Annotated in this window: 18 protein-coding genes; 14 read left to right on the forward strand and 4 right to left on the reverse strand. The window is 44.6% G+C overall.

Going from position 1 to position 25,302, the window contains the following annotated elements:
* The first annotated feature begins 177 nt into the window (after positions 1-177).
* The 3 genes from QUA77_RS19090 to QUA77_RS19100 all read left to right on the forward strand — a co-directional run bounded on the left by QUA77_RS19090 (position 178) and on the right by QUA77_RS19100 (position 9,874).
* Positions 178-5,667: a PAS domain S-box protein gene (locus QUA77_RS19090; RefSeq protein WP_333451823.1), complete on the forward strand. Its 5,490-nt coding sequence runs from the start codon at positions 178-180 to the stop codon at positions 5,665-5,667.
* A 126-nt stretch (positions 5,668-5,793) separates the two neighbouring features.
* A complete protein-coding gene (locus QUA77_RS19095) occupies positions 5,794-8,889 on the forward strand; it encodes a response regulator (protein WP_333451824.1) in 3,096 nt (1,031 codons plus the stop codon).
* A gap of 10 nt (positions 8,890-8,899) precedes the next feature.
* Entirely contained in the window at positions 8,900-9,874 is a 975-nt protein-coding gene (locus tag QUA77_RS19100) for a diguanylate cyclase (protein ID WP_333041958.1), read from the forward strand.
* 339 nt (positions 9,875-10,213) lie between these two features.
* Here the strand turns inward: QUA77_RS19100 and crcB are convergent, their stop codons facing one another.
* Positions 10,214-10,627, reverse strand: coding sequence for a fluoride efflux transporter CrcB (gene crcB, locus QUA77_RS19105; RefSeq protein ID WP_333451826.1), 414 nt, complete (start codon positions 10,625-10,627; stop codon positions 10,214-10,216).
* A 113-nt stretch (positions 10,628-10,740) separates the two neighbouring features.
* Between crcB and QUA77_RS19110 the strand changes: the two genes are divergently transcribed.
* The 5 genes from QUA77_RS19110 to QUA77_RS19130 all read left to right on the forward strand — a co-directional run bounded on the left by QUA77_RS19110 (position 10,741) and on the right by QUA77_RS19130 (position 16,255).
* A complete protein-coding gene (locus QUA77_RS19110; protein ID WP_333451828.1) occupies positions 10,741-11,370 on the forward strand; it encodes a macro domain-containing protein in 630 nt (209 codons plus the stop codon).
* Positions 11,371-11,751: 381 nt separating this feature from the next.
* Positions 11,752-12,357 (forward strand): hypothetical protein, encoded by a 606-nt coding sequence (locus QUA77_RS19115; protein ID WP_333451830.1) that lies wholly within the window; start codon positions 11,752-11,754, stop codon positions 12,355-12,357.
* 174 nt (positions 12,358-12,531) lie between these two features.
* The gene (gene aspS / locus QUA77_RS19120; protein ID WP_333451832.1) at positions 12,532-14,319 is read left to right on the forward strand and encodes an aspartate--tRNA ligase; all 1,788 of its coding nucleotides are present in this window, start codon (positions 12,532-12,534) and stop codon (positions 14,317-14,319) included.
* An 80-nt stretch (positions 14,320-14,399) separates the two neighbouring features.
* On the forward strand, positions 14,400-15,500 hold the full coding sequence (locus QUA77_RS19125; protein ID WP_333060085.1) for an AAA family ATPase: 1,101 nt from the start codon (positions 14,400-14,402) through the stop codon (positions 15,498-15,500).
* Positions 15,497-16,255 carry a DUF3226 domain-containing protein gene (locus QUA77_RS19130; RefSeq protein WP_333451833.1) on the forward strand — a complete coding sequence of 253 codons (759 nt, stop codon included), beginning with the start codon at positions 15,497-15,499 and terminating at the stop codon, positions 16,253-16,255. The genes QUA77_RS19125 and QUA77_RS19130 overlap by 4 nt, the downstream gene beginning before the upstream one ends.
* Before the next feature lie 44 nt (positions 16,256-16,299).
* On the opposite strand, the gene QUA77_RS19135 is transcribed toward QUA77_RS19130, so the two are convergent.
* Positions 16,300-16,533, reverse strand: coding sequence for a hypothetical protein (locus QUA77_RS19135; protein ID WP_190663608.1), 234 nt, complete (start codon positions 16,531-16,533; stop codon positions 16,300-16,302).
* 74 nt (positions 16,534-16,607) lie between these two features.
* On the opposite strand from QUA77_RS19135, the gene QUA77_RS19140 reads away from it, so the two are divergent.
* On the forward strand, positions 16,608-16,925 hold the full coding sequence (locus tag QUA77_RS19140) for a ribbon-helix-helix domain-containing protein (RefSeq protein ID WP_333451835.1): 318 nt from the start codon (positions 16,608-16,610) through the stop codon (positions 16,923-16,925).
* Positions 16,926-17,079: 154 nt separating this feature from the next.
* Here QUA77_RS19140 and QUA77_RS19145 read toward each other — a convergent pair whose 3' ends face one another.
* On the reverse strand, positions 17,080-18,546 hold the full coding sequence (locus QUA77_RS19145) for a glycosyltransferase family 87 protein (RefSeq protein WP_333451837.1): 1,467 nt from the start codon (positions 18,544-18,546) through the stop codon (positions 17,080-17,082).
* Between the two features lie 299 nt (positions 18,547-18,845).
* On the opposite strand from QUA77_RS19145, the gene QUA77_RS19150 reads away from it, so the two are divergent.
* Both QUA77_RS19150 and QUA77_RS19155 read left to right on the forward strand, forming a co-directional pair.
* Positions 18,846-20,033: a M20 family metallopeptidase gene (locus QUA77_RS19150; RefSeq protein ID WP_333451839.1), complete on the forward strand. Its 1,188-nt coding sequence runs from the start codon at positions 18,846-18,848 to the stop codon at positions 20,031-20,033.
* A gap of 209 nt (positions 20,034-20,242) precedes the next feature.
* Positions 20,243-21,898 carry a SpoIID/LytB domain-containing protein gene (locus QUA77_RS19155; protein ID WP_333451841.1) on the forward strand — a complete coding sequence of 552 codons (1,656 nt, stop codon included), beginning with the start codon at positions 20,243-20,245 and terminating at the stop codon, positions 21,896-21,898.
* Positions 21,899-22,242: 344 nt separating this feature from the next.
* Here the strand turns inward: QUA77_RS19155 and QUA77_RS19160 are convergent, their stop codons facing one another.
* Complete coding sequence (locus QUA77_RS19160) at positions 22,243-22,542, reverse strand: ferredoxin (protein WP_106149950.1); 300 nt, start codon at positions 22,540-22,542, stop codon at positions 22,243-22,245.
* 525 nt (positions 22,543-23,067) lie between these two features.
* On the opposite strand from QUA77_RS19160, the gene QUA77_RS19165 reads away from it, so the two are divergent.
* The 3 genes from QUA77_RS19165 to QUA77_RS19175 all read left to right on the forward strand — a co-directional run bounded on the left by QUA77_RS19165 (position 23,068) and on the right by QUA77_RS19175 (position 25,111).
* Positions 23,068-24,108: a Gfo/Idh/MocA family oxidoreductase gene (locus QUA77_RS19165; RefSeq protein ID WP_333451843.1), complete on the forward strand. Its 1,041-nt coding sequence runs from the start codon at positions 23,068-23,070 to the stop codon at positions 24,106-24,108.
* A gap of 326 nt (positions 24,109-24,434) precedes the next feature.
* Complete coding sequence (locus tag QUA77_RS19170; protein ID WP_333451845.1) at positions 24,435-24,671, forward strand: hypothetical protein; 237 nt, start codon at positions 24,435-24,437, stop codon at positions 24,669-24,671.
* A 65-nt stretch (positions 24,672-24,736) separates the two neighbouring features.
* Positions 24,737-25,111, forward strand: coding sequence for a transposase (locus QUA77_RS19175; protein WP_333451848.1), 375 nt, complete (start codon positions 24,737-24,739; stop codon positions 25,109-25,111).
* Positions 25,112-25,302: the final 191 nt, after the last annotated feature.

Below are 25,302 nucleotides of genomic sequence, written 5' to 3' on the forward strand. Positions count from 1 at the left end.
CAGGAAGAACATTCTTTACCGATGGAATTTAACAGTCAACTTAGGGGGTCTATAGTTTAGAAAGTGCCTTATCGCTAACTGGTTTTCCGGCTCAAAACTTAGTTTTATTGCCTCATTAAATTACCCAAGTATAGCCCAAAAAATTGAAGACCGTTCTATTCATATATCGCTTAATTTATGGTAATCCCTCGACGCAAAGTAATTATAAGTTTAGACCAAACACCACTTAAACGATTGCTACCTCTTTTGCTTGGTGTGGTGGCCTCTCTTGCTGTTTTATTTACGTGGCAACAGCTAACCATCAACGGACAAATTCACATCGAGCAGTTAATTCAGCAGGAAGCCAATGCGATTCAGTCACAACTGACCGAAGGACTATCCATTCGGGTGTTGACACTTCGGCAAATGGCTAATCGCTGGCAAGCCAATGGCGGAACACCAAAGGCTCTTTGGGAAGCCGATGCTGAGGCTTATGTAAAGGATTTTTACGGTTATCAGGCGATCGCATTAGTCGATCCATCATTTAAAGTGCGATGGGTTGTGCCACTGGCTGGGAATGAGGCAGCGCAAAACCTAGATTTTAATAGGGAACTGCGTCGCAAAATCACTTTGCAAGTAGCTCGTGATTTGCGTCAACCTATCTTAAGTCGCAATATTTCACTTGTTCAAGGGGGTCAAGGATTTTTAGCAAGTTTTCCTTTGTTTGTAGGTGAACGTTTTGATGGGTTGATTGTCGGAGTTGTTCAGTTTCAGGTTCTATTTGAAAGTATTTTAAAACTGTCACCAGGATACAATGTGGCTATCTATGATGGCACAACTTTGCTCTACGGTCAAGAGTCTTTTTCTCAAAATTCAGATCATAAAACAGTTGTAGTGAAAGCCTATGGTGTAGACTGGAAAATCGATGTTTATCCAAATTTAGATTTAGTAGAAAGAGTCAAGTTTTATTGGCCTAGACTTGTATTAATTGGGGGCTTAGTTTTAGTTGGGCTGCTTATGTGGGTCATGTATCTCGCACAAGTTAGTTATTGCAAAGTCGATAAATTCAAAAAAGCCAATCGCCAGTTGCAATGGGAAATTCACCAGCGACAACAGGCAGAAATTGCGATCGCTCAACTAGCTGCCATCGTTGAATCTTCGGAAGATGCCATTCTCAGTAAAGACTTAGAGGGTGTAGTTACCAGTTGGAATGTAGGAGCCGAAACAATTTTTGGTTATACAGCGGCAGAAATAGTAGGGCAATCAGGGAGAAAATTGATTCCCGCAGACTATCGAGATGAGGAAAACGAAATTCTCACCAAAATCCAGCGAGGACAACGCATCAAACACTACGATACAAAGAGGCTGAGGAAAGATGGAACATTAATCGATGTCTCGATGAGTGTCTCCCCCATTAAAGACCCAGCAGGAAATATAATTGGAGCCTCAAAGATTGCCCGGAATATTGCTGACAGCAAACAAGCAGAAGCAGCACTACGTGAAAGTGAAGAACGCTGGGAACTGTCTGTACGCGGGAATAATGACGGCATTTGGGATTGGAATGTTCAAACCAATGAGGTCTTCTTTTCTAGTCGCTGGAAGGAAATGCTGGACTATGAAGACCATGAAATCCAAAACATTATAGACAAATGGGCGAATCTGCTACATCCCGATGATTTGGGACGGGTAATGCAAGCCGTTCAAGACCATTTTGCCAAGAAAACTCCTTTTTATATCACAGAACATCGCGTTCGCTGCAAAGATGGTTCCTACAAATGGATTTTGGATCGTGGTCAGGCACTGTGGGATGATGCAGGTAACGTAATTCGGATGGCTGGCTCTCACACCGACATTACGGAGCGCAAGCAAGCTGAAGTTGCTTTACAGGTAAGCGAAGCCAGATATCGGCAATTGATCGATAACTTAAATGCGGGTTTTGTGATTCATGCGACAGATACCAGCATCCAATTATGTAATGAAACGGCCTGTGAATTACTAGGGCTTTCAATGGATCAAATGCTGGGAAAAACTGCGATATCTCCGGCCTGGCATTTTGTGCGGGAAGATGGCAGCGTTATGCCCCTAGAGGAATATCCGGTAAATCAGGTTTTATCCAGTGGAAGTTCCCTCAAAAATTATGTTGTAGGAATTAAAAAAGAAATTGATAGTTTTGTTTGGGTATTACTTAATGCCTACCCGGAGTTCGATCAAAACGGTCATATCACCCAAGTTGTAGTTACGTTTATTGATATTAGCAAGCGCAAAAAAGTCGAGCTGGAAATCCAAAAAACTCGCAATTTCTTACAAGCACTGTTGGATCATCTACCGATTGCAATTTTTGTTAAGGACGCAGAGCCTAAACGATTTGGCAGATTTCAGTTTTGGAATAAAACCAGCGAACTGTTATTTGGCATCTCAGCCGAACAAGCGATCGGCAAAAGTGGCTATGATTTTTTTCCAATAGAACAGGCTATCTTTTTTGACCAAAAGGATAGAGAAGCTTTTGAAAAAGGTAAGACTGAGGATATTCCTGAAGAACTCATTGAAAGTCATAGTCTGGGCAAACGTTGGCTGCATACTGTGAAGATTCCCATTTACGACGAACAGCATCAGTCCCAGTACCTAATTTGTTTTTCAGAAGATATCACCGATCGCAAACACGCAGAAGCAGAGCTTAGAGAAATGAGTGAGGTGATGAAAAATGCGCTGTCGGGGATTTCCAAAATAGACACTCAAGGACGTTACCTCTATGTCAATAAAGCATATTCTGACGTGACAGGCTATCAGCCAGAAGAAATGATCGGGATGTCCTGGGAAAAAACCGTATATCCCGATGAGTTGGAAAAACTGGTTGCAGCCTATTGGCTGATGGTGCAAGAGGGCAGAGTTGAACTTGAAACCAAAGGGGTTCGTAAAGACGGTTCTGTTTTTTATAAGCAATTGGTGATGATTTCAACTTACGATGAACAGGAGCAATTTTTGGGGCATTACTGCTTCATGAAAGATATTAGCGATCGCAAAAAAGCCGAACTTGCACTAGAACAGGAACTCCTGCGGAGTAAAGCCTTCTTCAAAACTTCCATGGACGGTGTTGTTGTCATGGATTGGGTCGGAAAAGTTGTCGAAGCTAGTCCCAGTTTTGCTCAAATGCTGGGCTACACGCTAGAACAAACCATGAATCTGAGTGTGTTTGATTGGGATGCTGAATGGACGAAGGAAGAACTACAAATTATGCTCCAGAGAGAGGAGGTTATTCCGCTGTTTGAGACGCGACATCGCCGCAAGGACGGTTCTGTATATGACGTGGAAATTAGCTGGAACCGGGTGGAATTACAAGATGAGATGATGAACTTCTGTATCTGCCGGGATATTAGCGATCGCAAACGCAACGAAGCGGAACGCCAACAAGCAGAACAGGCACTGCGAGAGAGTGAAACTCGCTTCCAAGCCTTCATGAATCACAGCCCAGCCCCTGCCTGGATTACCGATGAAAATGGTGTAATGCTCTATGCCAGCCAGACTTATCTCAATACCTTTAAGTTACCCACTGACGATGTGATTGGAAAATCCATTTTTGAACTTTACCCCGCCGCCTTCGCCCAACAATATCTAGACAATATCCAAACGGTTGCTCAAACCAATGAGCTAATTGAAACGATTGAGATTGCGCCCCGTCGAGATGGAACCCTGGGTGAGTTTCTGGTTTACAAATTTCTCATCCCCGACTTACCTGGGCAAATGCTAGTAGGTGGTGTGGCGATCGATGTGACGCGACAACATCAAGCGGAAACCGCTTTACAACTGAGTGAGGAACGCTTAATGCTGGCACTAGAAGCCTCTGGAGATGGACTATGGGATTGGAAAATTGAAACTGGAGAAGTTTACATTAATTCCTACTACCAGGAGATGCTGGGCTACAAGCCCGGTGAGTTGGTGATGGATGTGAACGTCTGGGAACAGATGATTCACCCTGATGATAAATTCTGGGTTTTTGAGGATCTCAATAGTAACTTGCCAGATAGCTCTCTAAAATATGCCTTTGACTATCGTGTGCGTTGCAAGTCAGGTGAGTGGAAGTGGATCGCTAACTACGGGAAAGTCGTTGCCTACGATGAACATGGTAAGCCTTTACGGATGATTGGAACGCACAAAGACATCAGCGATCGCAAACAAAAAGAACTGGCCCTGCAGCACGCAATGGAAGCCGCAGAAGCAGCGAACTTGGCAAAAAGTACCTTCCTAGCCAATATGAGCCACGAATTACGCACTCCCCTCAACGTGATTCTAGGATTTGCTCAGGTAATGACCCATGACTCCTCCCTAACTCCCAACCAAAAAGAAGACCTGCAAACAATTCGTCGCAGTGGCGATCACCTCTTGAGTTTGATTAACGATGTGCTGGATCTCTCGAAAATTGAATCGGGACACTGCACAGTTGAACAAAGCGGATTGGACTTAATTGCGCTGCTGCATTCCCTCCGAAATATGTTGGCGGAACGAGCAAGTTCTAAAGGACTTGACCTTTGTTTCGAGATTGCGCCAGAAGTTCCCCAATTTATGCTTGTCGATGCTCAAAAACTGCGCCAGGTTTTGCTCAATCTGCTGAGTAATGCCATCAAATTTACCGATCGGGGAAGCATTACTTTGCAAGTCAGCATTGAGGCGGACGGTACAGGGGCATTAAGCACAACTCGGCCGATTCTCCAGTTTGTAGTCGCTGACACAGGTTTAGGGATTGCATCGGTCGAAATCGATACCATCTTCGATGCGTTTGTGCAAGCCCAAGCTGGGAAGCGATCGACCGGCGGTACTGGGCTAGGTCTAACCATTAGCCGCAAATTGTTGGAACTCATGGGCGGAGAAATTTCTGTCAGCAGCACTCTGGGAGAGGGGAGTAGCTTCACCTTTACCCTTCCCGTCACCCCCATCAGTGGAGTTAATGTTACACCCGAAGAGAATAATCGCCTCGTGATTGGGCTGGCTCCCAGTCAAGGGGATCATCGCATTTTGGTGGTTGACGATCAAGCAGAAAATCGCTTGCTAATGGTCAGATTACTGACACAATTAGGATTAGAGGTAAAAGAAGCTACCAACGGACAGCAAGCTGTGCAGATTTGGCAACAATGGCAACCCGACCTAACCTGGATGGACATTCGGATGCCCGTGTTAGATGGATACGAGGCTACGAAGCAAATTCGGGCAATGGAAGACGGACAGAACAGTATCATTATTGCACTTACGGCCCAGGCTTCCCAGAGCGATCGCGCCCTCGCCTTAGCTGCTGGCTGCAACGACTACATCAGCAAGCCCTTCCGGGAACAGACCCTATTTCTTAAGATGGCGGAATACCTAGGTTTAGAGTATGTATATGAGGAAGAGGAAACTGAAATAGGGGAACGGGGAACAGATTGTTTTCCTTCTTACTTCTGTTGTGTTGCCTCTTCCGTTTCAGATTCTCTCGATCCAACGCTTCTGGCGACATTACCAAAAGAATGGGTGGTTGAGTTGGAAGATGCTGCTTTATGTGGGGATGATGTTGCGATCGTTGAACTGGTAGCTCAACTTTCATCAGACTTCGCTCAATTCGGTACTCATCTGACGGAACTCGCCAACCAGTATCAATTTGAGAAAATCCTTAATCTAATTCAAGGTAATTTCCCAAGTGTAATTCCTCCATTGGATTTATAAACTGTTGTGTAGTTAAACGTTTGCTTAGGACTACGGAATTAGGAATCTGCCCTGAACAATTAAATTTAATTGTTGGCAAAGTCTGCCCAAAAACTCCTTAATTTTTATTGATAATTGCTCTCTAAAATGCCTCATAAAATACCCAAAAATCCCCCAATTAATCCTTTCCATTTAACAAATCTAGAGGAATGCAGTGAAGAATCAGTTTATGCTCCCGGTCATATTCAGCCCCACGGAATAGTTTTATTGCTGCAAGAAAAAAGCCTCAATATTTTACAAGTAAGTGACAATGTAGAAGTGTTTTTTGGCATTTCTGTCGCAGAATTACTAGGTCAGCCATTGCCCTGGTTATTTGGTCACGAGCAAGTACAAGAAATTGTTAGGTATCTCAATCAAGAAAAGCACAAAATTAATAATAGTTTTGAGCTGAAAATACCTCTAAAAGACGGTCAAATTCAAACATTTAGAAGCACACTGCATCAGCAACCAGATGAGTTAATTCTGGAACTAGAACCCCAATTGACTATTGAAAATAATCATTCAATGGATTTTTATCAGCGTCTGCAAACAGTTATCCTCAACTTTCGCAGTGCGTTCGGTCTTTCTGATTTAGCTCAAACCATTGCTAGAGAAGTAAAAGCCATGACCGGATTCGATCGCGTGATGATTTATCGCTTTGAAGCCGATGACCATGGGGTGGTGATTGCTGAAGAGAAAGAAAGCTATCTAGAAAGCTACCTGGGATTGCATTACCCGGCGATCGATATTCCCGTACCCGCCCGCAAATTGTTTTACAGCAATTGGGTGCGCCAAATTCCCAATATCAATTACACCCCTGCCCCCCTAATTCCCACCAACCATCCCCTAACCAATACACCCCAGGATCTCAGTGCTTGTGTGTTAAGGGGAGTATCTCCCTACCACATTGAATATTTGCAGAATATGGGAGTGGCTGGGACACTGACGATTTCGTTAATTGACGATCGGCGCCTCTGGGGATTAATTGCCTGTCACCATTACAGTCCGCGATTGGTAGATTACGAAACTCGCAAAAGCTGTGAATTTTTAGGACAATTTGCCTCGATCGAACTGGTGCATCAGCAAGAGCGAGAATTGAACGTTTACCGATCGCAGGCTAAAACTATTCAGGATAAACTTCAGCAGGCATTCCGGCGAGAGTCTAATTTTATCGAACAGGTATTGACCGAAAATGCTTCTCAATTGCTAGATTTAGTTCATGCTCAGGGAGCTGCAATTCTGCTCGATGGTCGTCTGACATTGGTGGGTCAAACACCATCTGAAGCTGAGGTTGACGAACTCGTGCAGTGGTTGTTACAACACAACAAAGAACGAGTGTTTGCAACAGCTTCTTTGTCTCAGTTGTATCCCCAAGCCAAGCAATTCAAAGAGCGAGCTAGCGGTGTTTTAGCAATCTCAATCTTCCTCTGCTACGCCAAACAAAAGTCATACCATATACTTTGGTTCCGACCGGAACAAATTCAAACCATAAACTGGGCAGGTAATCCACAGGATGCTGTGTCGATCGACGAAATTGGAAAAATGCACCTGTGTCCCCGCAAATCCTTTGAACTGTGGCAAGAGACAGTGCGGGAAATGTCTTATCCGTGGCAGATTGCAGAGTTAGAAGCTGCAGCCGAAATGAGACATATCCTCATGCTGGCGGTGTTAGAATTTTCGCAAGCTGCCCTAGAACACGCTGCTGAAAGGGCAGCTATAGCCAACCGTGCCAAAACCCAGTTCCTGGCCAACATGAGCCACGAGCTCAGAACCCCACTCAACGCCATTCTGGGATTTACCCAGCTTATGAACCGCAGCCCTTATATCCCAGAAGAATTTCAAGAGCATTTAGGGATCATTACCCGTAGTGGAGAACACCTGCTGACATTGATCGACGATGTTTTGCAAATGTCTAGGATTGAAGCAGGGCAATTGGTACTGAGTAAAAGCTGTTTTAATCTGCATCGACTGCTAGGTTCTATTAACGAGATGTTCACCATCAAAGCGCCTGAGAAAGGGTTACATCTGAGCAGCGAGTGGGATGCTACTGTCCCGCGTTATGTCTGTGGCGATCAAGCAAAACTTCGCCAAATCTTGATTAATCTGCTGGGGAACGCGCTCAAATTTACAACAACAGGAACCATAGCCCTGCGCGGACGAGCTTTTTCATCAGATGATATGCCATCGAGTACAAATTGCGATCGCGCCACTAATCCACCGGATATTAAACCAACTATTACCCTGTGTCTCGAAGTTGAGGATACCGGACCTGGCATTTCTGCCTCAGATTTAGAATCAATTTTTGACGCTTTCATGCAAACCAATCGCGGTCGCAACGATCGAGGAACAGGTTTAGGACTGTCTATCAGTCGTGAGTTTGCGCGTCTGATGGGAGGCGATATCACCGTGCAAAGCACCCTCAATCGAGGCTCGACTTTTACCTGCCAAGTCGTTTTGGAACTACCAGAGTCCGTTGATTTAGAGGAACCTGAAATTAGCGCTCGGGTTATCAGGATCGAACCTGGGCAACCTATCTACCGAATTTTAGTAGTAGAAGACGTTCCAGAAAATCGGCAACTGCTGGTGACACTGCTGGAGTCAGTTGGGTTTGATGTGTGTGCGGTGGAAAATGGGGCAGAGGCGATCGCTCGTTGGCAGGCCTGGCACCCTGACCTGATTTTGATGGACATTCAAATGCCTGTCATGGATGGTTATGAAGCCACGAGACAGATTCGAGCACAAGACTCATTAGTCATTAGTCATGGGTCATCAGCAGATAACTCAGGGCAAACGTCACAGGACAACAGACAAATTACACGCATCATTGCCCTCACTGCCTATGCTTTTGAAGACGATCGTATCGCCAGCCTGCAAATCGGTTGCGATGACTACATTGCCAAGCCGTTTACTGAAGACACACTTTTCGACAAAATAGCTCATCACTTGGGTGTGCGCTACTGCTACGCCGAAAAAGTTCCGCGAGATTTATCAGCTTCGCCACCAAAGATATTTATTCCCGACTTGAAAACCATGCCCACCCAGTGGATTGCAGAAGTTCATGAAGCAGCATTAGATCTTAGTGATAATAAGCTTTATGAACTTATCGCTCAAATTCCCAAGGAGAAACGAGATTTCATCGCGGCGATGACATCTCTGGTCGATAACTTTCAGCTTGAAGCGATCGCAACTCTCACCCAGATTTAGGAATAAGAACATGACAGATCTATTCAAACTTGTGGCCCAAACGAATATTCTCATCGTGGATGATACCCCAGACAATCTGCGCTTGTTAGCCAAAATTCTAGAGTCACAGGGCTATATTGTGCGTAAAGCCCTCAACGGGAGAATGGCACTCCAAGGTGTTCATCGCGACCCACCGAGTCTGATTTTACTTGACATCAATATGCCAGAGATGAATGGGTACGAAGTCTGCCAAAAGTTAAAAGCATCGGAAGCGAGTGATCAGATACCGGTTATTTTTATCAGTGCGCTCGAACGACTGGAAAACAAGGTACGAGCCTTTGAACTGGGTGGCGTAGACTATATTACCAAACCCTTTCAAGAGCAGGAAGTGCTGATGCGAGTAAAAAATCAATTACTCATCCAGCAGCAACGCCAACAACTGCTGGAACAAAATCAACGTTTAGAACACGAAATCCAAGAACGTCTGAGGGCAGAAGCCGAAGTAAGGCAGCTATCCGTGACCGATGAATTAACTGGATTATATAACCGACGAGGCTTCTTTTTACTAGCCGATCAACAACTAAAAATTGCCCGACGCACGCAAACATCCTATTTTATTTTGTTCGCTGACCTAGATGGTTTGAAAAAGATTAACGACACTTTAGGACACGAAATGGGAGACAGAGTAATCGTTGACGCCGCTCAAATATTGAAGCAAACCTTTCGTGAGGCGGATATTGTGGCTCGACTGGGCGGAGATGAATTTGCTTTATTTATTCCTAACTTTTCGGGTGATTCATCTATTAATTTCCAGGCTCGGCTGCAAGAAAATATAGATCGCTTTAATCAACACTCCGAGCGAGCTTATATATCAATAAGTCTTGGTGTGGAGTTTGGGGATTTAAATAATGAAGTTTTATTAGAACAATTGCTAGCAAAGGCTGACAAACTAATGTACGAGCATAAACGCACCAAACGCTGTTTAAATCCTCAACCGTTCTTTTGATAACAGCTATATCGGAGCGCCATAAGCATTATTTATTAAACGTGAGTTCAACCGAGAAAGAGTAAACTGAAAACAAGATAGGGAAACAGCTTGAAGACTTTACCCCGTCAGCCGGAAAACACGATGCAGTAAACTTCACCACACCTAAACCTGAGAGGGTAGCAACCCCGTTAAAAGCTTTCCCTGTATTAGTTTAATGGTGTGTGTGATCAAAAAATATTGTAGGTATTGTCCACAATCCTGAGCTAAAATCGACTGACTGATGCTGTATGGGTGGAGAGTTGGCCTACAGTTGTATTCTTTTTTTAAACGGGTATTATTTGCATAAACCGATTTTATTTATTTGCCCAATCGCGCTAAAATGATGCCTAACTGAACTGCAATTACTCCTAGTATGGCACTGCCTGCCCAGTAAAAAGCGGCGATGCTGTAAGCTCGATCGCGCCACAAGACATTCGTCTCTAAACCGTAAGTTGAAAAAGTAGTATAAGCACCCAAAAAGCCCGTTGCTACCATTAATCGCACTTCCGACGGAATAGTCGGCACTCGTTCAAAAGCGAGCGTAATGAAAAATCCCATAGCTAAGCAACCAGTGATGTTAATAAAAAAAGTTCCGTAGGGAAAAGCCGTACCGAAACGGCTGGCAAACCACAAGGTGATATAATACCGGCTCAAAGCGCCGGCAACGGCACCTAAACTAATTGCGATCGGGTGGCGCAGATTCGGGTCTTGCAGCATACAGATCTTGGACATTTGCTAGTTGAAATTGAGATGAATTTTAGATTCAGCCGACTTATGTAAAGTATTGTAGGATTAAATTGGCGATCGCTCTAGCTGTTCGCAATTAAAAATAAGAGAGAGTATTTATGCAAATTGTGCTGGCTACCTTAGACGATGGTTTAGTTAGAGCGTGGGAAAGCACTTGCGGCAGTATGGAAAATGTAAAGATACATCACGGTTCAATATTTGATGTGAAATGCGATGCTATTGTTAGTCCGGGGAATAGTTTTGGTTTCATGGACGACGGCTTAGAGCTAGAAATTTCGGAATATTTTGGAGGGCAGGTTCTTGAACGCTTGCAAAAACTAATTCAGACTCGACATCACGGTGAACTCTTAGTAGGAATGGCAGAAATTGTAGACACCGATCATGCTGAAATTCCCTATTTAATAGCTGCACCAATTATGCGCGTTCCCACAGTTTTAAGAGAAACAGTAAATGTTTATCTAGCAACCCGCGCTATTTTGACTCTCGTAAAATTTGGCTCAGTCCCCGATGGAACGCCAGTCAAACATATCATTGGAACTATCGCTATTCCCGGCATGGGTACGGGAATGGGCAAAGTGCCGCCAGATATCTGCGCCAATCAAATGAAAGTTGCGCTCGAAGATATCCTTTTATCTCAGTACGAATTTCCTCAATCTTTACTGCACGCTCAAAGATGTCACCACTTGTTATATACGGACGAAAGCGAAGATTTGCAGTTGGAAAATTGAAAGTATTAAATTTGCCAGTTTTATTGTGTTGAGAAACCAAGTTTATTTGTGTGTGTTTTTTTAGGTATAGAGACTTATCAGAAATTAAAGTGCGCTAAACCGTACCTGCAACTTGGCGGTATCCTACACACGAGAGCAACTTTGGTAGATATAATGTAATAGAACTGAGGTCATTCCAACTAGGTAAGCGCGGATACAAAAGTTGATAAAGCTGGAACAAGAATTGCCTAGTTTTTATTAAATGTCAGAATTCCTTCTGGCGCTACACCTACAAAGTCGGTATAAAAAACCACAATTCTTTCTGGCGCTACACCTACAAAGTCTGCATCCAGGGACTGTGAGATTTTTGGAAAATGTTTACTACCACAGGAGAAGATTGAGATGACAGATCCAAAAGTAACCGAGGAACCCGTTTTAGAGGCAACTCTCGAAACGACGGAGCTCGTCAAAAAAGAGATGCCCGACGCGACTGATGAGGCGATCGCAGAAACTGCGGCGCTGTTTGAAGCAATTAAAAAACGCGCCGCCGCCGAAGTGCAAGCAGCGGGCGAACTCACCCGCGAAGCTTATTTAAAAGCTGTGAATAAGGCCTCCGGGGCGATCGAAGAAAATAAGGATCTCGCCCACGAGAGATTCACAGAAGCAGTCAGGCTGATTAAAAAAGAAACTGAGAAAAATTGGCTGGTGGTAGATGCGATTAAAACGCGGGCGCAAGCGCAGGTGCAAGATGCCGGCGAAGTCAGTCGCGAAGCTTATTTGAAAGCAGTGCGACAAGCGCGAGAAGCGGTGGAACAAAATAAATTGATCGAACGCGATCGCATCGAACAAGCTGTTGACCACATTCACACGGAAGCTGAAAAGAATTGGCACGTTATTGTGAAGCAAATTGAGTCGATCGGCACTCGCTTGACGGATGCGGCTAAGTCTGCATGGACCGCGCTGACGGCGTTTTTTGACAAGTCTCACAGCGATCGCGGGGATTCGTAGAACACGGTATTTTTGGGGCGGGCGGGACGCCCACCCCACAATAATTTCATCAGCATTGACTGTAAAATTGAGATGCGCCTCTGCTTAAAAATCGTCCGTGCATTTGCATTCAGCAGATGTTTCAGGCATACTGCATAATTAAAAAGCTTTATTTTTAGTCCACAACCCCCAATTATGAGAAGTTACTACTGCGGCGAACTGCGAAGCGAACACATCGGAGAGACTGTCACCCTTTACGGCTGGGTGGATCGCCGCCGCGATCATGGCGGGGTGATTTTTCTGGATGTGCGCGATCGATCGGGTATCGTGCAAATTGTCAGCGATCCTGAACGCACCCCCGATTCCTATCACGGGGCTGAGGCTTTACGCAGCGAATACGTGCTTAAAATTACTGGGCGAGTCACCAGCCGCCCCGCCGATTCCCTCAACCCGAAATTGCCTACGGGTGAAGTAGAAATTTATGCTGACGAAATTGAGTTGTTAAATGCGGTTCGCAAACAGTTACCGTTTCAGGTGGCGACGGCGGAAAATGAAAGTGTGCGGGAAGATTTGCGGCTGAAATATCGCTATTTGGACTTGCGGCGCGATCGTATGAGTCGCAATTTGCAGCTTCGCCACCAAGTAGTCAAAGCTATGCGCCGCCACTTGGAAGATGTGGGAGGTTTTATTGAAGTTGAAACACCGATTTTAACGCGCTCGACTCCTGAAGGTGCGAGAGATTATTTAGTGCCCAGCCGCGTTAATTTGGGCGATTGGTACGCATTGCCGCAGTCGCCGCAGTTGTTCAAACAATTGTTAATGGTTTCGGGTTTGGACAGATATTATCAAATTGCCCGCTGTTTCCGCGATGAAGATTTGCGCGCCGACAGACAGCCGGAATTCACACAATTAGACATGGAAATGAGTTTCATGTCTTTAGAAGAAATTCTCGAATTAAACGAAGGTTTAGTCTCCCAGATTTTCCAAAGTGTCAAAGGCGTAGAAGTGCCTCGTCCTTTTCCGCGCTTGACTTACGCGGAAGCAATGGATCGCTATGGTAGCGACAAACCAGACACTCGCTTCGGTATGGAATTAGTCGATGTTTCCGATTTGATGAAAGAGTCGGGATTTAAGGTATTTTCCGGGGCGGTTGCTGCGGGCGGAATTGTGAAAGTTTTGCCGATTCCGGGCGGGAATGATGCGATTTCTAACGTGCGGATTAAACCGGGTGGCGATTTGTTTAGGGAAGCCAGCGAAGCCGGTGCGAAGGGATTGGCTTACATTCGCGTGCGGGATAACGGCGAAATTGATACGATCGGCGCTATTAAGGATAATTTGACGGAAGCGCAAAAACAGGAATTGCTCGATCGCACGGGCGCGCAACCAGGTCATTTGTTGTTATTTGCTGCGGCTGACGCGATAACTGTCAATAAGACTTTGGATAGATTGCGTTTGTTTGTCGGTAACGAATTGGGATTGATTGACAAAGACAAGATGAATCTGCTGTGGGTGACAGATTTCCCGATGTTTGAATGGAACGCTGACGAGAAGCGTTTGGAAGCATTGCATCACCCGTTTACTGCGCCGCATCCCGACGATATTAACGATTTGAAAACTGCGAGAGCTCAAGCTTACGATTTGGTGTTAAACGGTACAGAAGTCGGCGGCGGTTCTCTGCGAATTTATCAGCGGGAAGTTCAGGAAAAGGTGTTTGAGGCGATCGGCTTATCGACTGAGGAAGCTTACAATAAGTTTGGCTTTTTGTTGGATGCGTTTGAGTATGGAACTCCGCCCCACGGAGGTATTGCTTACGGTTTGGATCGGTTGGTGATGCTGTTGGCTGGTGAGGAATCGATTCGCGATGTGATTGCGTTTCCGAAGACGCAGCAGGCGGGTTGTTTGCTGACGAATGCGCCGGCTGCTGTGGATGAGAAGCAGTTGAAGGAGTTGCAAGTGCGATCGACTTATACGCCCAAGTCATAAGGCGATCGGGACTTAGGCAAAGCCGATGTGTCATGCTGAGAGAAGAAGCGAAGCCTCTCAGTTGAAATGCCTAAATCATAATGATGAAACACCTTGACAATTTAACCATTCATCGGTTCCGAGGCCTGCGAGATTTAACCTTGCAGGACTTGGGTCAAATCAACATATTGGTTGGTGGGAATAACTCAGGTAAAACCAGTGTTTTAGAGGCGATATCAACCTATTGTCGCCCCTTAGATCCGCTGGAATGGCTGAACACATCGTGGCGGCGAGAAATCAAATATTCTCGCAAGCCAAGACTGGAGGCACTAAAATGGCTGTTCCCTCAAAATAAAGAAGAAGAACAATTGGATTTTTACCAAATGGAAACTCGTGTTTCTGGTAATGGTAAGTTTTCAGTGAGAGAGTCGAGGGCAATTTACCAAGAATTTGAGGGAGTGGAATTATCGGATGATGACGAAAGTCAATCCTCAGACGATCTTGGGTTTGATAATACTCTGCGAGGTGCAGAAATAGAGCTGAAAGCTATTATATCGGATTCACCAAATGAATTATCTGAATTTTTTGAAATTTGGGAAAATGAGCGTTTAACGAATCGGCGAATTCGCTCAGATGCAATGCTGTCAGTTGATACTGTGACACCTTTTTCTCACCGCATAGAACAGTCACAGGTTGGCTTGCTCTCAGAAGCTATTTTTCAGCGTTTTAAGCCGGAAGTGATTAAGCTATTGCAAGTGATGGATTCAGGAATTATTGATTTAGTGATTCTCTCGCATGGCGGCAATCGTAGCAGTCTCTATATTGACCACAAACAGGTTGGAATTTCACCATTAAGTTCTTTTGGTGATGGAGTACGTCGCTTGCTATTTATTGCTCTAACGCTGACAAAAGTCAGAGGTGGAGTTTTGCTAATTGATGAGATAGAAACAGCAATTCATACTGAAGCACTTCGCAGTTCATTTGCTTGGATTGTGCAGTGGTGCAAGCAAATGAATGTTCAGTTATTTGCAACTACCCATAGTTTAGAAACAGTTGATGCGATGTTGGATGCTAGCGATTCGGAGACAGACTTAGTTCTTTATCGTTTAGAGAAACGGGAGTCACAAACTAAAGCTATTCGGTTAGATAGAGAAACACTCCATATAGTTCGGGATGAGTTGGGACAGGAGGTTCGCAGGTGAACCGCAGTTACGCACTCATCGGAGTAGAAGGCCCACAAGATCAAGCATTTGTAGGCAAAGTGCTGAAGTTCCTCGGGTTTCAATCTTTTGATGGACAAGAATCGAAATTAGAGCCGTTTTGGCGCAATTTCATACCTCCTTATCCCAGACAGGGAAACTTGTACAAGCGTCTTGATATGCCTTCTATTTTGTTGACCGAGACTCTTTCTGTGGCTATCTATTCTGGGGAGGGTAGCAACTTGGGAAGAAATCTTAAAGCAAGTTTTGCTAACCATCCTGAATATAAAACAGATATTGCAGCCTTTGGAATAGTTGCTGATTCTGACAAGAAGCATCCTGATACTGTTGCTAGAGAATATTATCAGCAGTTTCAGAATGATTTTCCTGGATTTCCAAATCAGGCGGGAATTTGTCAGGAAGGGCCACCGCGAACAGGAATTTATGTTTTGCCAGATAATCAGCAGCAAGGTGTTTTAGATAATTTATTGTGCGAGTGTGGCAACGTTGTCTATCCTGAAGTTATGAATTGCGGGCTGGCTTATTTGAATGGACTGTCTGAGGAACAAAAAAATCACTGGGGGCCGTTTGATGATCGGAAGGCTTTAGTTGCTACTGTTGTCAGCGTTCTAAAACCTGGGAAGACTAATACAACCAGTATTGCTGATAATAATTGGGTGAGCGAACAGACAAAGAAGCAGGTTCCTGCTTTGGCAAATTTTATTGAGTTTTTGAGTCAACTTTTGGAAGTGAGTTAATCGGCGATCGCACTTCACAAAAAAAGTGCGATCGCCCTCAAAGATTACTCTTTCCAGTAACGGGTTAAAATCCGAATCACCTCACCCGCTATCGGCGATGGTAGAGGCGGGCTCCATTCCCCAACTTCTGCAAAACCTAAAACGTGCAACAGATTAACGATGCTGTCTACCGCTTTGGGAACGCCACACAACAGCAAACGAATCGGTTGCTTACCTTGAGGTACATCAGGAATTTCTTCCCGGAGCAGTTCGGGAACTGACTTTGGCTGTGATATCATACAGTTTCTCCTAAATATGGGAGTTCCAGCCCCCACCGAACGATTGCGAGTCTGAGCGGTGGGGGTTTTGTTTTGTGTCAACTCTAAAGTATCACGGTATGCACTCCGAGTCAACCCTTGAGGGTGAAATTGATACTGTAGAGGTCAAAAAAAGGTACAATAGGGCAGTAAAAGCACAAATAACAGCCTTGCCAGCAAAACTCCCCAGAATAGTTGTATATCTTCCAGAAGAACTTAAAGCAGACCTAGAGCGGTTAGCCAAATCGCATTATCGGCCGGTCTCGAATATGGTGTTGACATTAATTCAAGAAGCAGTAGATGAGGCTAAATCTGAGGGGAGAATTCAAAGCGAAGAGCGATCGCAGCAACAGAAAAGCGACAGTGACGAGTAATATCATTTAAGGCTGTTTCTGAATGATTTAACCGCAGAGGACGCAGAGAGCACAGAGGAAGAGAAGAGAGAGATGAATAAATTTGTTATAAAATGATATGGTGAACACGCTACCTATTACTTGCTCTTGGTCAGATGAATGTCTATTTCCTGCTTCAGTTCTGTCGGTCAAATTCAGGAACCTGTTTTTGACCAAGAGAGGTAATTGCTAAGACTAAAACAGTTAACGTAAGGCCTAAAATCGCATAACTCGGTAGTGAAAAAATAGTTACTTTAAACAAATAAGGCAATTCCCCCCCCTTCCAGTTCCACCGCTTTCCTAGAAACACCAACAGCCCGCCATGAATCACAGCGGTTTGCACCATGACACAGCCAACGCCCAATAACCAAACCGACATTCTTTGCCTAGAGAACGCACAATTTTTAATCTGAAAACATAAATCATTCAGCAAAAAAACCACCGCCGGTGCTAACATCACAGAACTGGTGGGCTGAGAATAGTTGATAGCAATACTCAAAGTAGAAATTAGCACCATTTCAGATAAATCAACTTTTTTTGACCAAGCATTGCGAGATTGTTTTTTGTAAAAATACCAACTCACTAAACCAACTAGCACCAGAATAATTAAATCAGAAAATAGCTTCGCCACGAAGGGACTATCGGGGAAAAATCTCGGCCCCATAACCCTTAAATCAAGGCGACTCATAGAAATATAAGCATTATTCGATGGATCGTTGAGCCAGAGTGGAAATCCACGAGTCGCATCCTGTATAAATCCTGTTAAAGAATTGCCCGTTACAGCTAGACCTATAACTGCCAAAAAAGTTACCGTGACTAGAGATATAAAAACTAGCTGAAACCGTCTTTTGATTAAAAAATAAGGAATAAACAATATAACTAAAGTTGGTTTAAGAAGTGCAATTCCTAATAAAACTCCAGCAATTACATCCTGATTTTTTCTAGCATAAATAAACATCCATAACAGCAGAACCGCAATAAAAGTGGCCACATTGCCAACTTGAAGATCGAAGACAAAACCGTAAAGGAATGCAACTGATATACTACAAATAGTCCTAAAAGCTCGTGAGTGCGACACCAACAAGATATTCGCTCCCCATAAAACAAAACCTGTGGCAATAAGATGCAGCCAAGTCCAGATAGTGAATGCAGTCTTCATCGGGAAATAGCCCAAAAACCACAGCGGAGGAATGATATTAGGTGGATAAACAAAAGATGGAATAAACCCACACACTTTAGTGATGCTACAGAAACCGATGTTAAACACCTCGACATTAAAGGGACTCAAATGCTGATGGGCTAATCTACTCGCTACATAAAACCACTTAAAATCCCAGTAAGGCGGATCGGGTCGAGTAGTCAGATTGTAAACCAACCAACCGGTATAACTGAGAAATCTGGTGAGAGCTAATACAATAACTGCTTGCAAAATAAAGTTAACAATAGGTTGACGAAAAAAATGAGTCAACCTTTGAATCGAAGGATGTTTTAAAAACAAAGAATCTTGCCATGCTGTTTTTTCGCTATTTAATCGCCAATTAAAATTGAGAAACAAAGCGACTGTAATTAGAATTATTACATTCCAAAATCCAAAGCTAATCATAAGAAATAATTTTAATAAATTTACTTTTTGATGATATCACAACCAGAAATGCTCAACTATAAATCAGGATTTCAACCTAAAATATAGACTGTTGTTCCCCGTTTCAACCTAACTCTCTCTTCTCTCTTCTCTCTTTTCTCTGCGTCCTCTGCGGTGAAAAAAAAATATTATTCACAAACGAAATAGCATTGCTATCTAAAAGCCCGATCGCACTTTTGCGCCTTATAACCCTGTTCACCCCCAAACATATGCGTTAACCTAGTTGACTACAACTTGTACCCCACTCCCCAACTAAATTCATGCTTCCCCGCATCAAAGAATTAGCCGCCACCCTAGCCCCCCGCTTAATCGAAATTCGCCGCCACATCCACTCCCACCCCGAACTCAGCGGCCAAGAATATCAAACCGCCGCCTACGTAGCCGGAGTTCTCGCTTCCAGCGGAGTCCGCGCGATCGAAGGAATCGGCAAAACAGGAGTGCTCGGCGAAATCAAAGGCAACAGCAGCGACTCCCGGTGGCTGGCAATTCGCACCGATATGGACGCTTTGCCGATTCAAGAACGCACTAACTTAGAATTTTCCTCCCGCAACGAGGGAGTGATGCACGCCTGCGGCCACGACATCCACACCACCGTCGGTTTGGGCGCAGCCATGATATTGTCTCAGCTAGGGGAAAAATTGCCCGGTCACGTCCGCTTCTTGTTTCAGCCGGCGGAAGAGATTGCCCAAGGTGCTCAATGGATGATTAAAGATGGGGCGATGGAAGATGTTGACGGCATCCTCGGAGTGCACGTTTTTCCGACCATTCCGGGCGGTTGCATCGGTATCCGCCACGGGGCACTGACGGCGGCGGCAGATGACATAGAATTGATTGTGATGGGCGAATCCGGCCACGGTGCGCGTCCCCACGAGGCGATCGACGCAATTTGGATTGCTTCTCAGATAATTACCACTTTGCAGCAGGCCATTAGCCGCACGCAAAATCCTTTGAGGCCACTGGTTTTGACGATCGGGCAAATTAACGGCGGACGAGCGCCGAACGTGATTGCCGATCGGGTAAAATTGCTGGGAACCGTGCGATCGCTGCATCCGGAAACCCACGAAAAACTGCCGGCTTGGATCGAACAAATTGTCTCCAGCGTTTGCGCGACTTACGGCGCTAAGTACGAACTCACCTACAAGCGCGGAGTGCCCGGAGTCCAAAACGACCCAAAACTCACGCAATTAGTCGAAAGTGCGGCTTTAGAAGCTTTAGGGCGATCGCGCGTCCAAATTTTACCAGAACCATCCCTCGGCGCGGAAGATTTTTCGATGTACTTAGAACACGCACCGGGAACCATGTTTCGCTTAGGAGTGGGACTCACTGACAAACCGAACTATCCCCTCCATCACCCGCAATTTGAGGTTGATGAAGCGGCGATCGTCACCGGCGCTGTCACCTTAGCCTATGCCGCCTACCAATATTGGAAAAACCAAGTAAGTAGGTAAATTCGCTTTCATTGAATTACCCGTAATAAGATTGTGGAGTGGGTAATGGCTCAAAATTGCTTGATGTAAAGTTTATTTGCGCCTAGCGGCTTAACAGAATTCTGGCAACTAAACCAGCTAATCTTCGGCAATTCCCTTATAGCAGCGGCCAAATGTGCTAACGTACAATCAAAAATCCCCCATTTTCAACTATCGCGAGACAGATAACCGTGTTCGCTCAAGCACCTCCAACTCCCAGTTACAAATGGTTTAGCTGCATTTCTAGCACTGTTTTCACCGCATTGTGCCTGTTGCCCATTTTCAGCGCTGCGGGATACGCCCAAACTCCCCAAAATAGACCCATCAAAATTGGCGTAGTGCAGCGGTTTGGCACCAAAGCAACCGACAAACTGACGCTGAAAGCATTACCGGGCGACAGCTTAACTTTGCGTTACAAAACTCCTCAAGGCATAGAAACCAAAACTGCTGCTAGCGTCAAGTTAGAAATAGCCCCGAAACCTCTGGAATCGCCCTTAGTAGAAGAACGAGTGGTACTAAGTTCTCACCGCAGTTTTGAGAGTGCGGAAGACAGCGCCAATCAGTGGCGCGCCCAGGGAATAGAAGTAGAAATTGCTCAACCTTTGCGCTGGCAAGTTTGGGCCAAAAGAGATGTTTATAACTCTCCTTTGGTGCGGCGCTGGCTGTTGCAAAGTTTGCAATCTCAAGGGAACACAACAGCTTTTTTGGATTCCAAGGTTGTTAAACAAATACCCCAGGCATTTTGGGTTTTAAACGGCTTTCGCTTCAACCGCAATGAGTTGGATGTGACGGCGGGGAAAAATGTGATTGAGGTATTGGAACAAACCACCCACGAGGCGACAGCTACTGAACCCGAAAAAGCAATTCAACAAACTCGCCGTTATGGTGGCAATTTGCGCCTGCAAAAAAATGCTTACGGCACTTATACTTTAGTCAATGAAGTGCTGACCGAAACTTACTTGCGGGGTGTTGTTCCTCACGAAATAGGGGCTTTTTCGCCTTACGCTGCGATTGTAGCTCAAACTATTTTGGCCAGAACCTACGCCCTGAGAAATTTGCGCCGTTTTGCTGTGGATAATTATGAGTTGTGCGCTGATGTTAACTGCCAAGTTTATCAAGGTTTGACCGAGGTTTACCCGCAAAGTGATAAGGCGATCGCCCAAACGAGCGGTTTGGTGCTAACTTACGAAAATCAGCTAGTAGACGCGCTCTATTCTGCGTCTAGCGGCGGCGTCACAGCCTCTTTTAACGATGTGTGGCAGGGTGCGGAACGTCCATATTTGCGATCGATCGTCGATTCCCCTAATAATGTCTGGGATTTGTCCAAGCAGAGTTTGTCTGACGAAAACAATTTCCGCCGCTTTATCAGTTTGGAAAAAGGGTTTAATGAGGAAAAAGAAGACACTTTTCGGTGGCGCGAACCAGCTTCTTTAACTGCGATTGGTGGATTTCTCAAACAGTATCTTCAGAAGAAACAGCACCCGCTGGCTAATTTTAAAACTGTCACTCAGGTGGAAGTGGTGGAAAGGTCGCCCGCAGGTCGAGTTTTGAAAATGAAGGTTCAAACTGACTTGGGCCCCATCGATATCGACAAAGACGAGATTCGGAATGCTTTTTACCCGCCGATTAGCACGCTTTTTTACCTAGAACCAATTTACAATCCAGATAAAACTCTCAACGGTTATGCTTTTGTCGGAGGCGGTTTCGGACACGGGGTGGGAATGAGTCAGACTGGTTCTTACAATTTGGCTAATTTGGGCTGGAACGGATCTCAAATTCTGGGCTTTTATTTTCCCGGCGCTCAAGTTGTGCCGCTCAGCGATAACATTACATTTTGGCGCGAATAGTCGATCAAAGTCGGCCTAAGAGTCGGCAATTCAAATCGCCACTAAACCAACAAAGTCCGCGCAACGCGAGACTAAATATTAGCCGTTAAACTTTTAGATTTTAGACTTTGGATTTTAGATTGGTTTCACCGTTAATCTAAAATCTGCCATCTAAAATCTAAAATTATTTGGTCAGCTATCTGCTCAAACACCTATGAATTCATAGCTGGGAGTGACAGACTGCTGGCGGCTTTGTTGCAATGTTAGACACAGAAACCCGGTTTCTTAACATAATTGCCGTATTTCAGCTTAATTCTGGAAACGAGAAACCGGGTTTCTTAGGGTATCACGCAGAGCGTCCTTTCTTAGTAGAGCGATTCTTCTTGGTGAGTTTCGATCGTACAGTCAGACTTGGGATAGGCGACGCAGGTGAGGACAAATCCGGCCTCGATTTGGTCATCGTCCAAGAAAGATTGGTCGGATTGGTCAATTTCGCCTTTGGTGATTTTGCCGGCGCAGGTGGAGCAAGCTCCAGCGCGGCAAGAGTAGGGGAGGTCGAGTCCTGCTTCTTCAGCAGCATCAAGAATGTAAGTATCGTCATCAACGTCAATGGTCTGGTTAATTCCTTCGGCTTCGCTGATGAGGGTAACTTTGTAAGTTGCCATGCACTAAATCCTCTCAAAAATTCAACAAGATTGATAATTTTTCCTAATGCAAACTTCAAGGCTCTATTAGCTTTGAGGTTAGGTCTTAGGTTCGTTCCCTCTATGATAGTAGGGGATAGAAGGGAGGTTGACACACTTATTTACAAAACATTTGAATGGGATTAGTTATAACTTTTTCTAATTTCATCTTGATTACTTATACCTATCTTGGGTTCAGCCTTGTGATACTGTTGCCGCAAGACTTGCGCTAAATAATCCGGTTTCCAGGAAAAATCCTGTTTTGAGCCCTACAGCACAAAAACCGGGTTGTTGGTATGCGGTGTGTCGATCGAGTTTCAGCAAAGTCGGCTACAAGGTAAGTCCCGGCAGGCGGTGAAATGTATAGTTAGATCGCATCAAGGCTTGGGTGTTGAAGGCTCGATCGAATAAATCGCACCACAACCACAGCTTAAAATCGGGGCGATAGAACCCTAAAGTCCTGCACCGCAAGTCTGTAACTATCTAAAATCTTAAATCTCAAATCCCATGACTAATATTGATACTCGCTTTGGTTCTTCGGTTAATTCTCCAATTCGCGTGGGAATTGTGGGTACTGGTTTTGCCGCTAAGTTGAGGGCCGAGACAATTCAAGCTGATGGGCGATCGCACTTGGTAGCGGTTGCTGGTCACAGCCCGGAGAAAACCGCAGCATTTTGTCAAGGGTTCGGGGCAGAAGCTGCGGTTTCTTGGCGCAAGCTGGTAGAAAGAGACGATTTAGATTTGGTTATTGTTTGTACGGTGAACCGGGATCACGGGGCGATCGTCCTGGCCGCGCTAGAAAATGACAAGCACGTTGTGGTGGAATATCCTCTATCTTTAGAGGTATCTGAAGCAGAAAGGGCGATCGAACTTGCCGCCCAAAAGCAAAAACTCCTCCACATCGAACACATCGAACTGTTAGGCGGTTTGCACCAAGCAATCAAAGAATCTTTGCCATTAGTCGGTAAAGTTTTTTACGCCCGCTACATTACTATTACTCCTCAACATCCAGCCCCGCAGCGGTGGACTTATCAACATTCCCTCTTTGGCTTTCCCTTAGTTGGTGCAATTTCGCGACTGCACCGATTTACTGATTTGTTCGGGGAAGTGGCAAGCGTTAACTGTCAAGCTCAATTTTGGGACAGTCAGCCGGATTTCTACAAAGCTTGTTTGTGCAATGCACAGTTGCGCTTTGCCAATGGCTTTGTCGCTGAAGCTGTTTATGGAAAAGGAGAGACTTTTTGGCAGTCGGAAAACATTTTCACTATCTACGGTGAAGAAGGAACGCTGGTTTTTACTCCAGAATCCGGTCAATTAATTCAGGGAGAAAATCGGCACAACATCAAAGTAGGGACGCGGCGCGGTTTGTTTGCCAAAGACACCGATATGGTGTTGGAATATTTGTCAAACGGTACGCCTTTGTACGTTAATAATGCCAGTAGTTTGTACGCTTTGAAAGTGGGCGATGCTGCGAGGCGATCGAGCGAAACTAGGCAAACTCTCGAACTTATAAAATCGCAAAAAACTAGCCAACATAAGGTTATTTGATTTTGAGAAAAGCCAATATAACTGAGATGTTGCACTCTCCTCAATTACCTATTTAGGAACTGGTCAGAGAGGTTGTTCCCCAAGAAAATTCCTTCTTTGTGGAACAGACCCGAAAGGGTGTTATTGAGAAGGGTGCAAGATTTTAGAGACAGCGGTTTCCGCTGTTATGAGGTACAATAAAATATCCTTGTTGTAGTCCAACCTAATGAAAGCGTATTCTCTCGATCTCCGGCCAAAAATAGTGAAGGCTCATTTGGCAGAAAAGATGTCTATAGAGGAAATTAGCTACGAGATTTGGGGTCAGTAAAAGTTTAGTTCAAAAACTGGTGAATATTCAAAAAACCGAGGGTAATTTACAGCCGAAACAGAGAGGAAAACTGCAATTGACTCCTCTGATAAATGCCCAACCATTCGTCAAAGCACTGGTGGCAGAGCATCCAGATGCCACTGGGGTAAAGTTGTGTGAATTATTTGCTCATCAGACTGGAAATGGGGTGAGCAGAACGGCCATGTGTCGGTATTTGCAGCAGTTAGGATTAAATCGTAAAAAAAACATAGTATAGTAGCCAAGCCGCAACAGAAAGAGTTTAAAAATTAAGAGTAAAATATTGGGAAACTATCAAACATATTGAGCCAGAAAACCTGGTATTTTTGGATGAAACTGGGATTTTACGCTGGTTTGGCCAGAACTCATGCCCGTTTGCAACCGGGGACAAGAGTATCCTTATTAAAACCATTTTATCGAGGCGCAAAGATTACAGCTATAGGTGCAATTAGTATTAACCAAGTCCTGGCAGTAATGACAATAAAGGATTCAATGGATGGAGCAGCATTTGCACTATTTATTGAGAACTTTTTGTGTCCTGAATTATGGTCAAGAGCATTAGTAGTGATGGATAATTTACCCGCTCATAAACTAGCATCAATTGTACCAATGATTGAAGCTGTAGGCGCGAGTTTTATTTATTTATCTCCTGACTATCGCCTATTTTATGCCTATTGAACTCGGGTGATCACAACTCAAATCTTTTTTGCGGAGATTCGCTCCAACTAACGCATCTATGATTGATAGAATAATAGCAGTTGCCCTCAATTTAATAAATCCTCAACATTTAAAAACTGGAGTTTAGACTAAACAATGGTCGCAGCTAAAAGTAGCTGCCTTTCACTAGAAGGCAAGCTGTTACTCAACAA

It is taken from the genome of Microcoleus sp. K5-D4 (assembly GCF_036704575.1).
In the GTDB taxonomy this organism is placed as follows: Bacteria; Cyanobacteriota; Cyanobacteriia; order Cyanobacteriales; family Microcoleaceae; genus Microcoleus.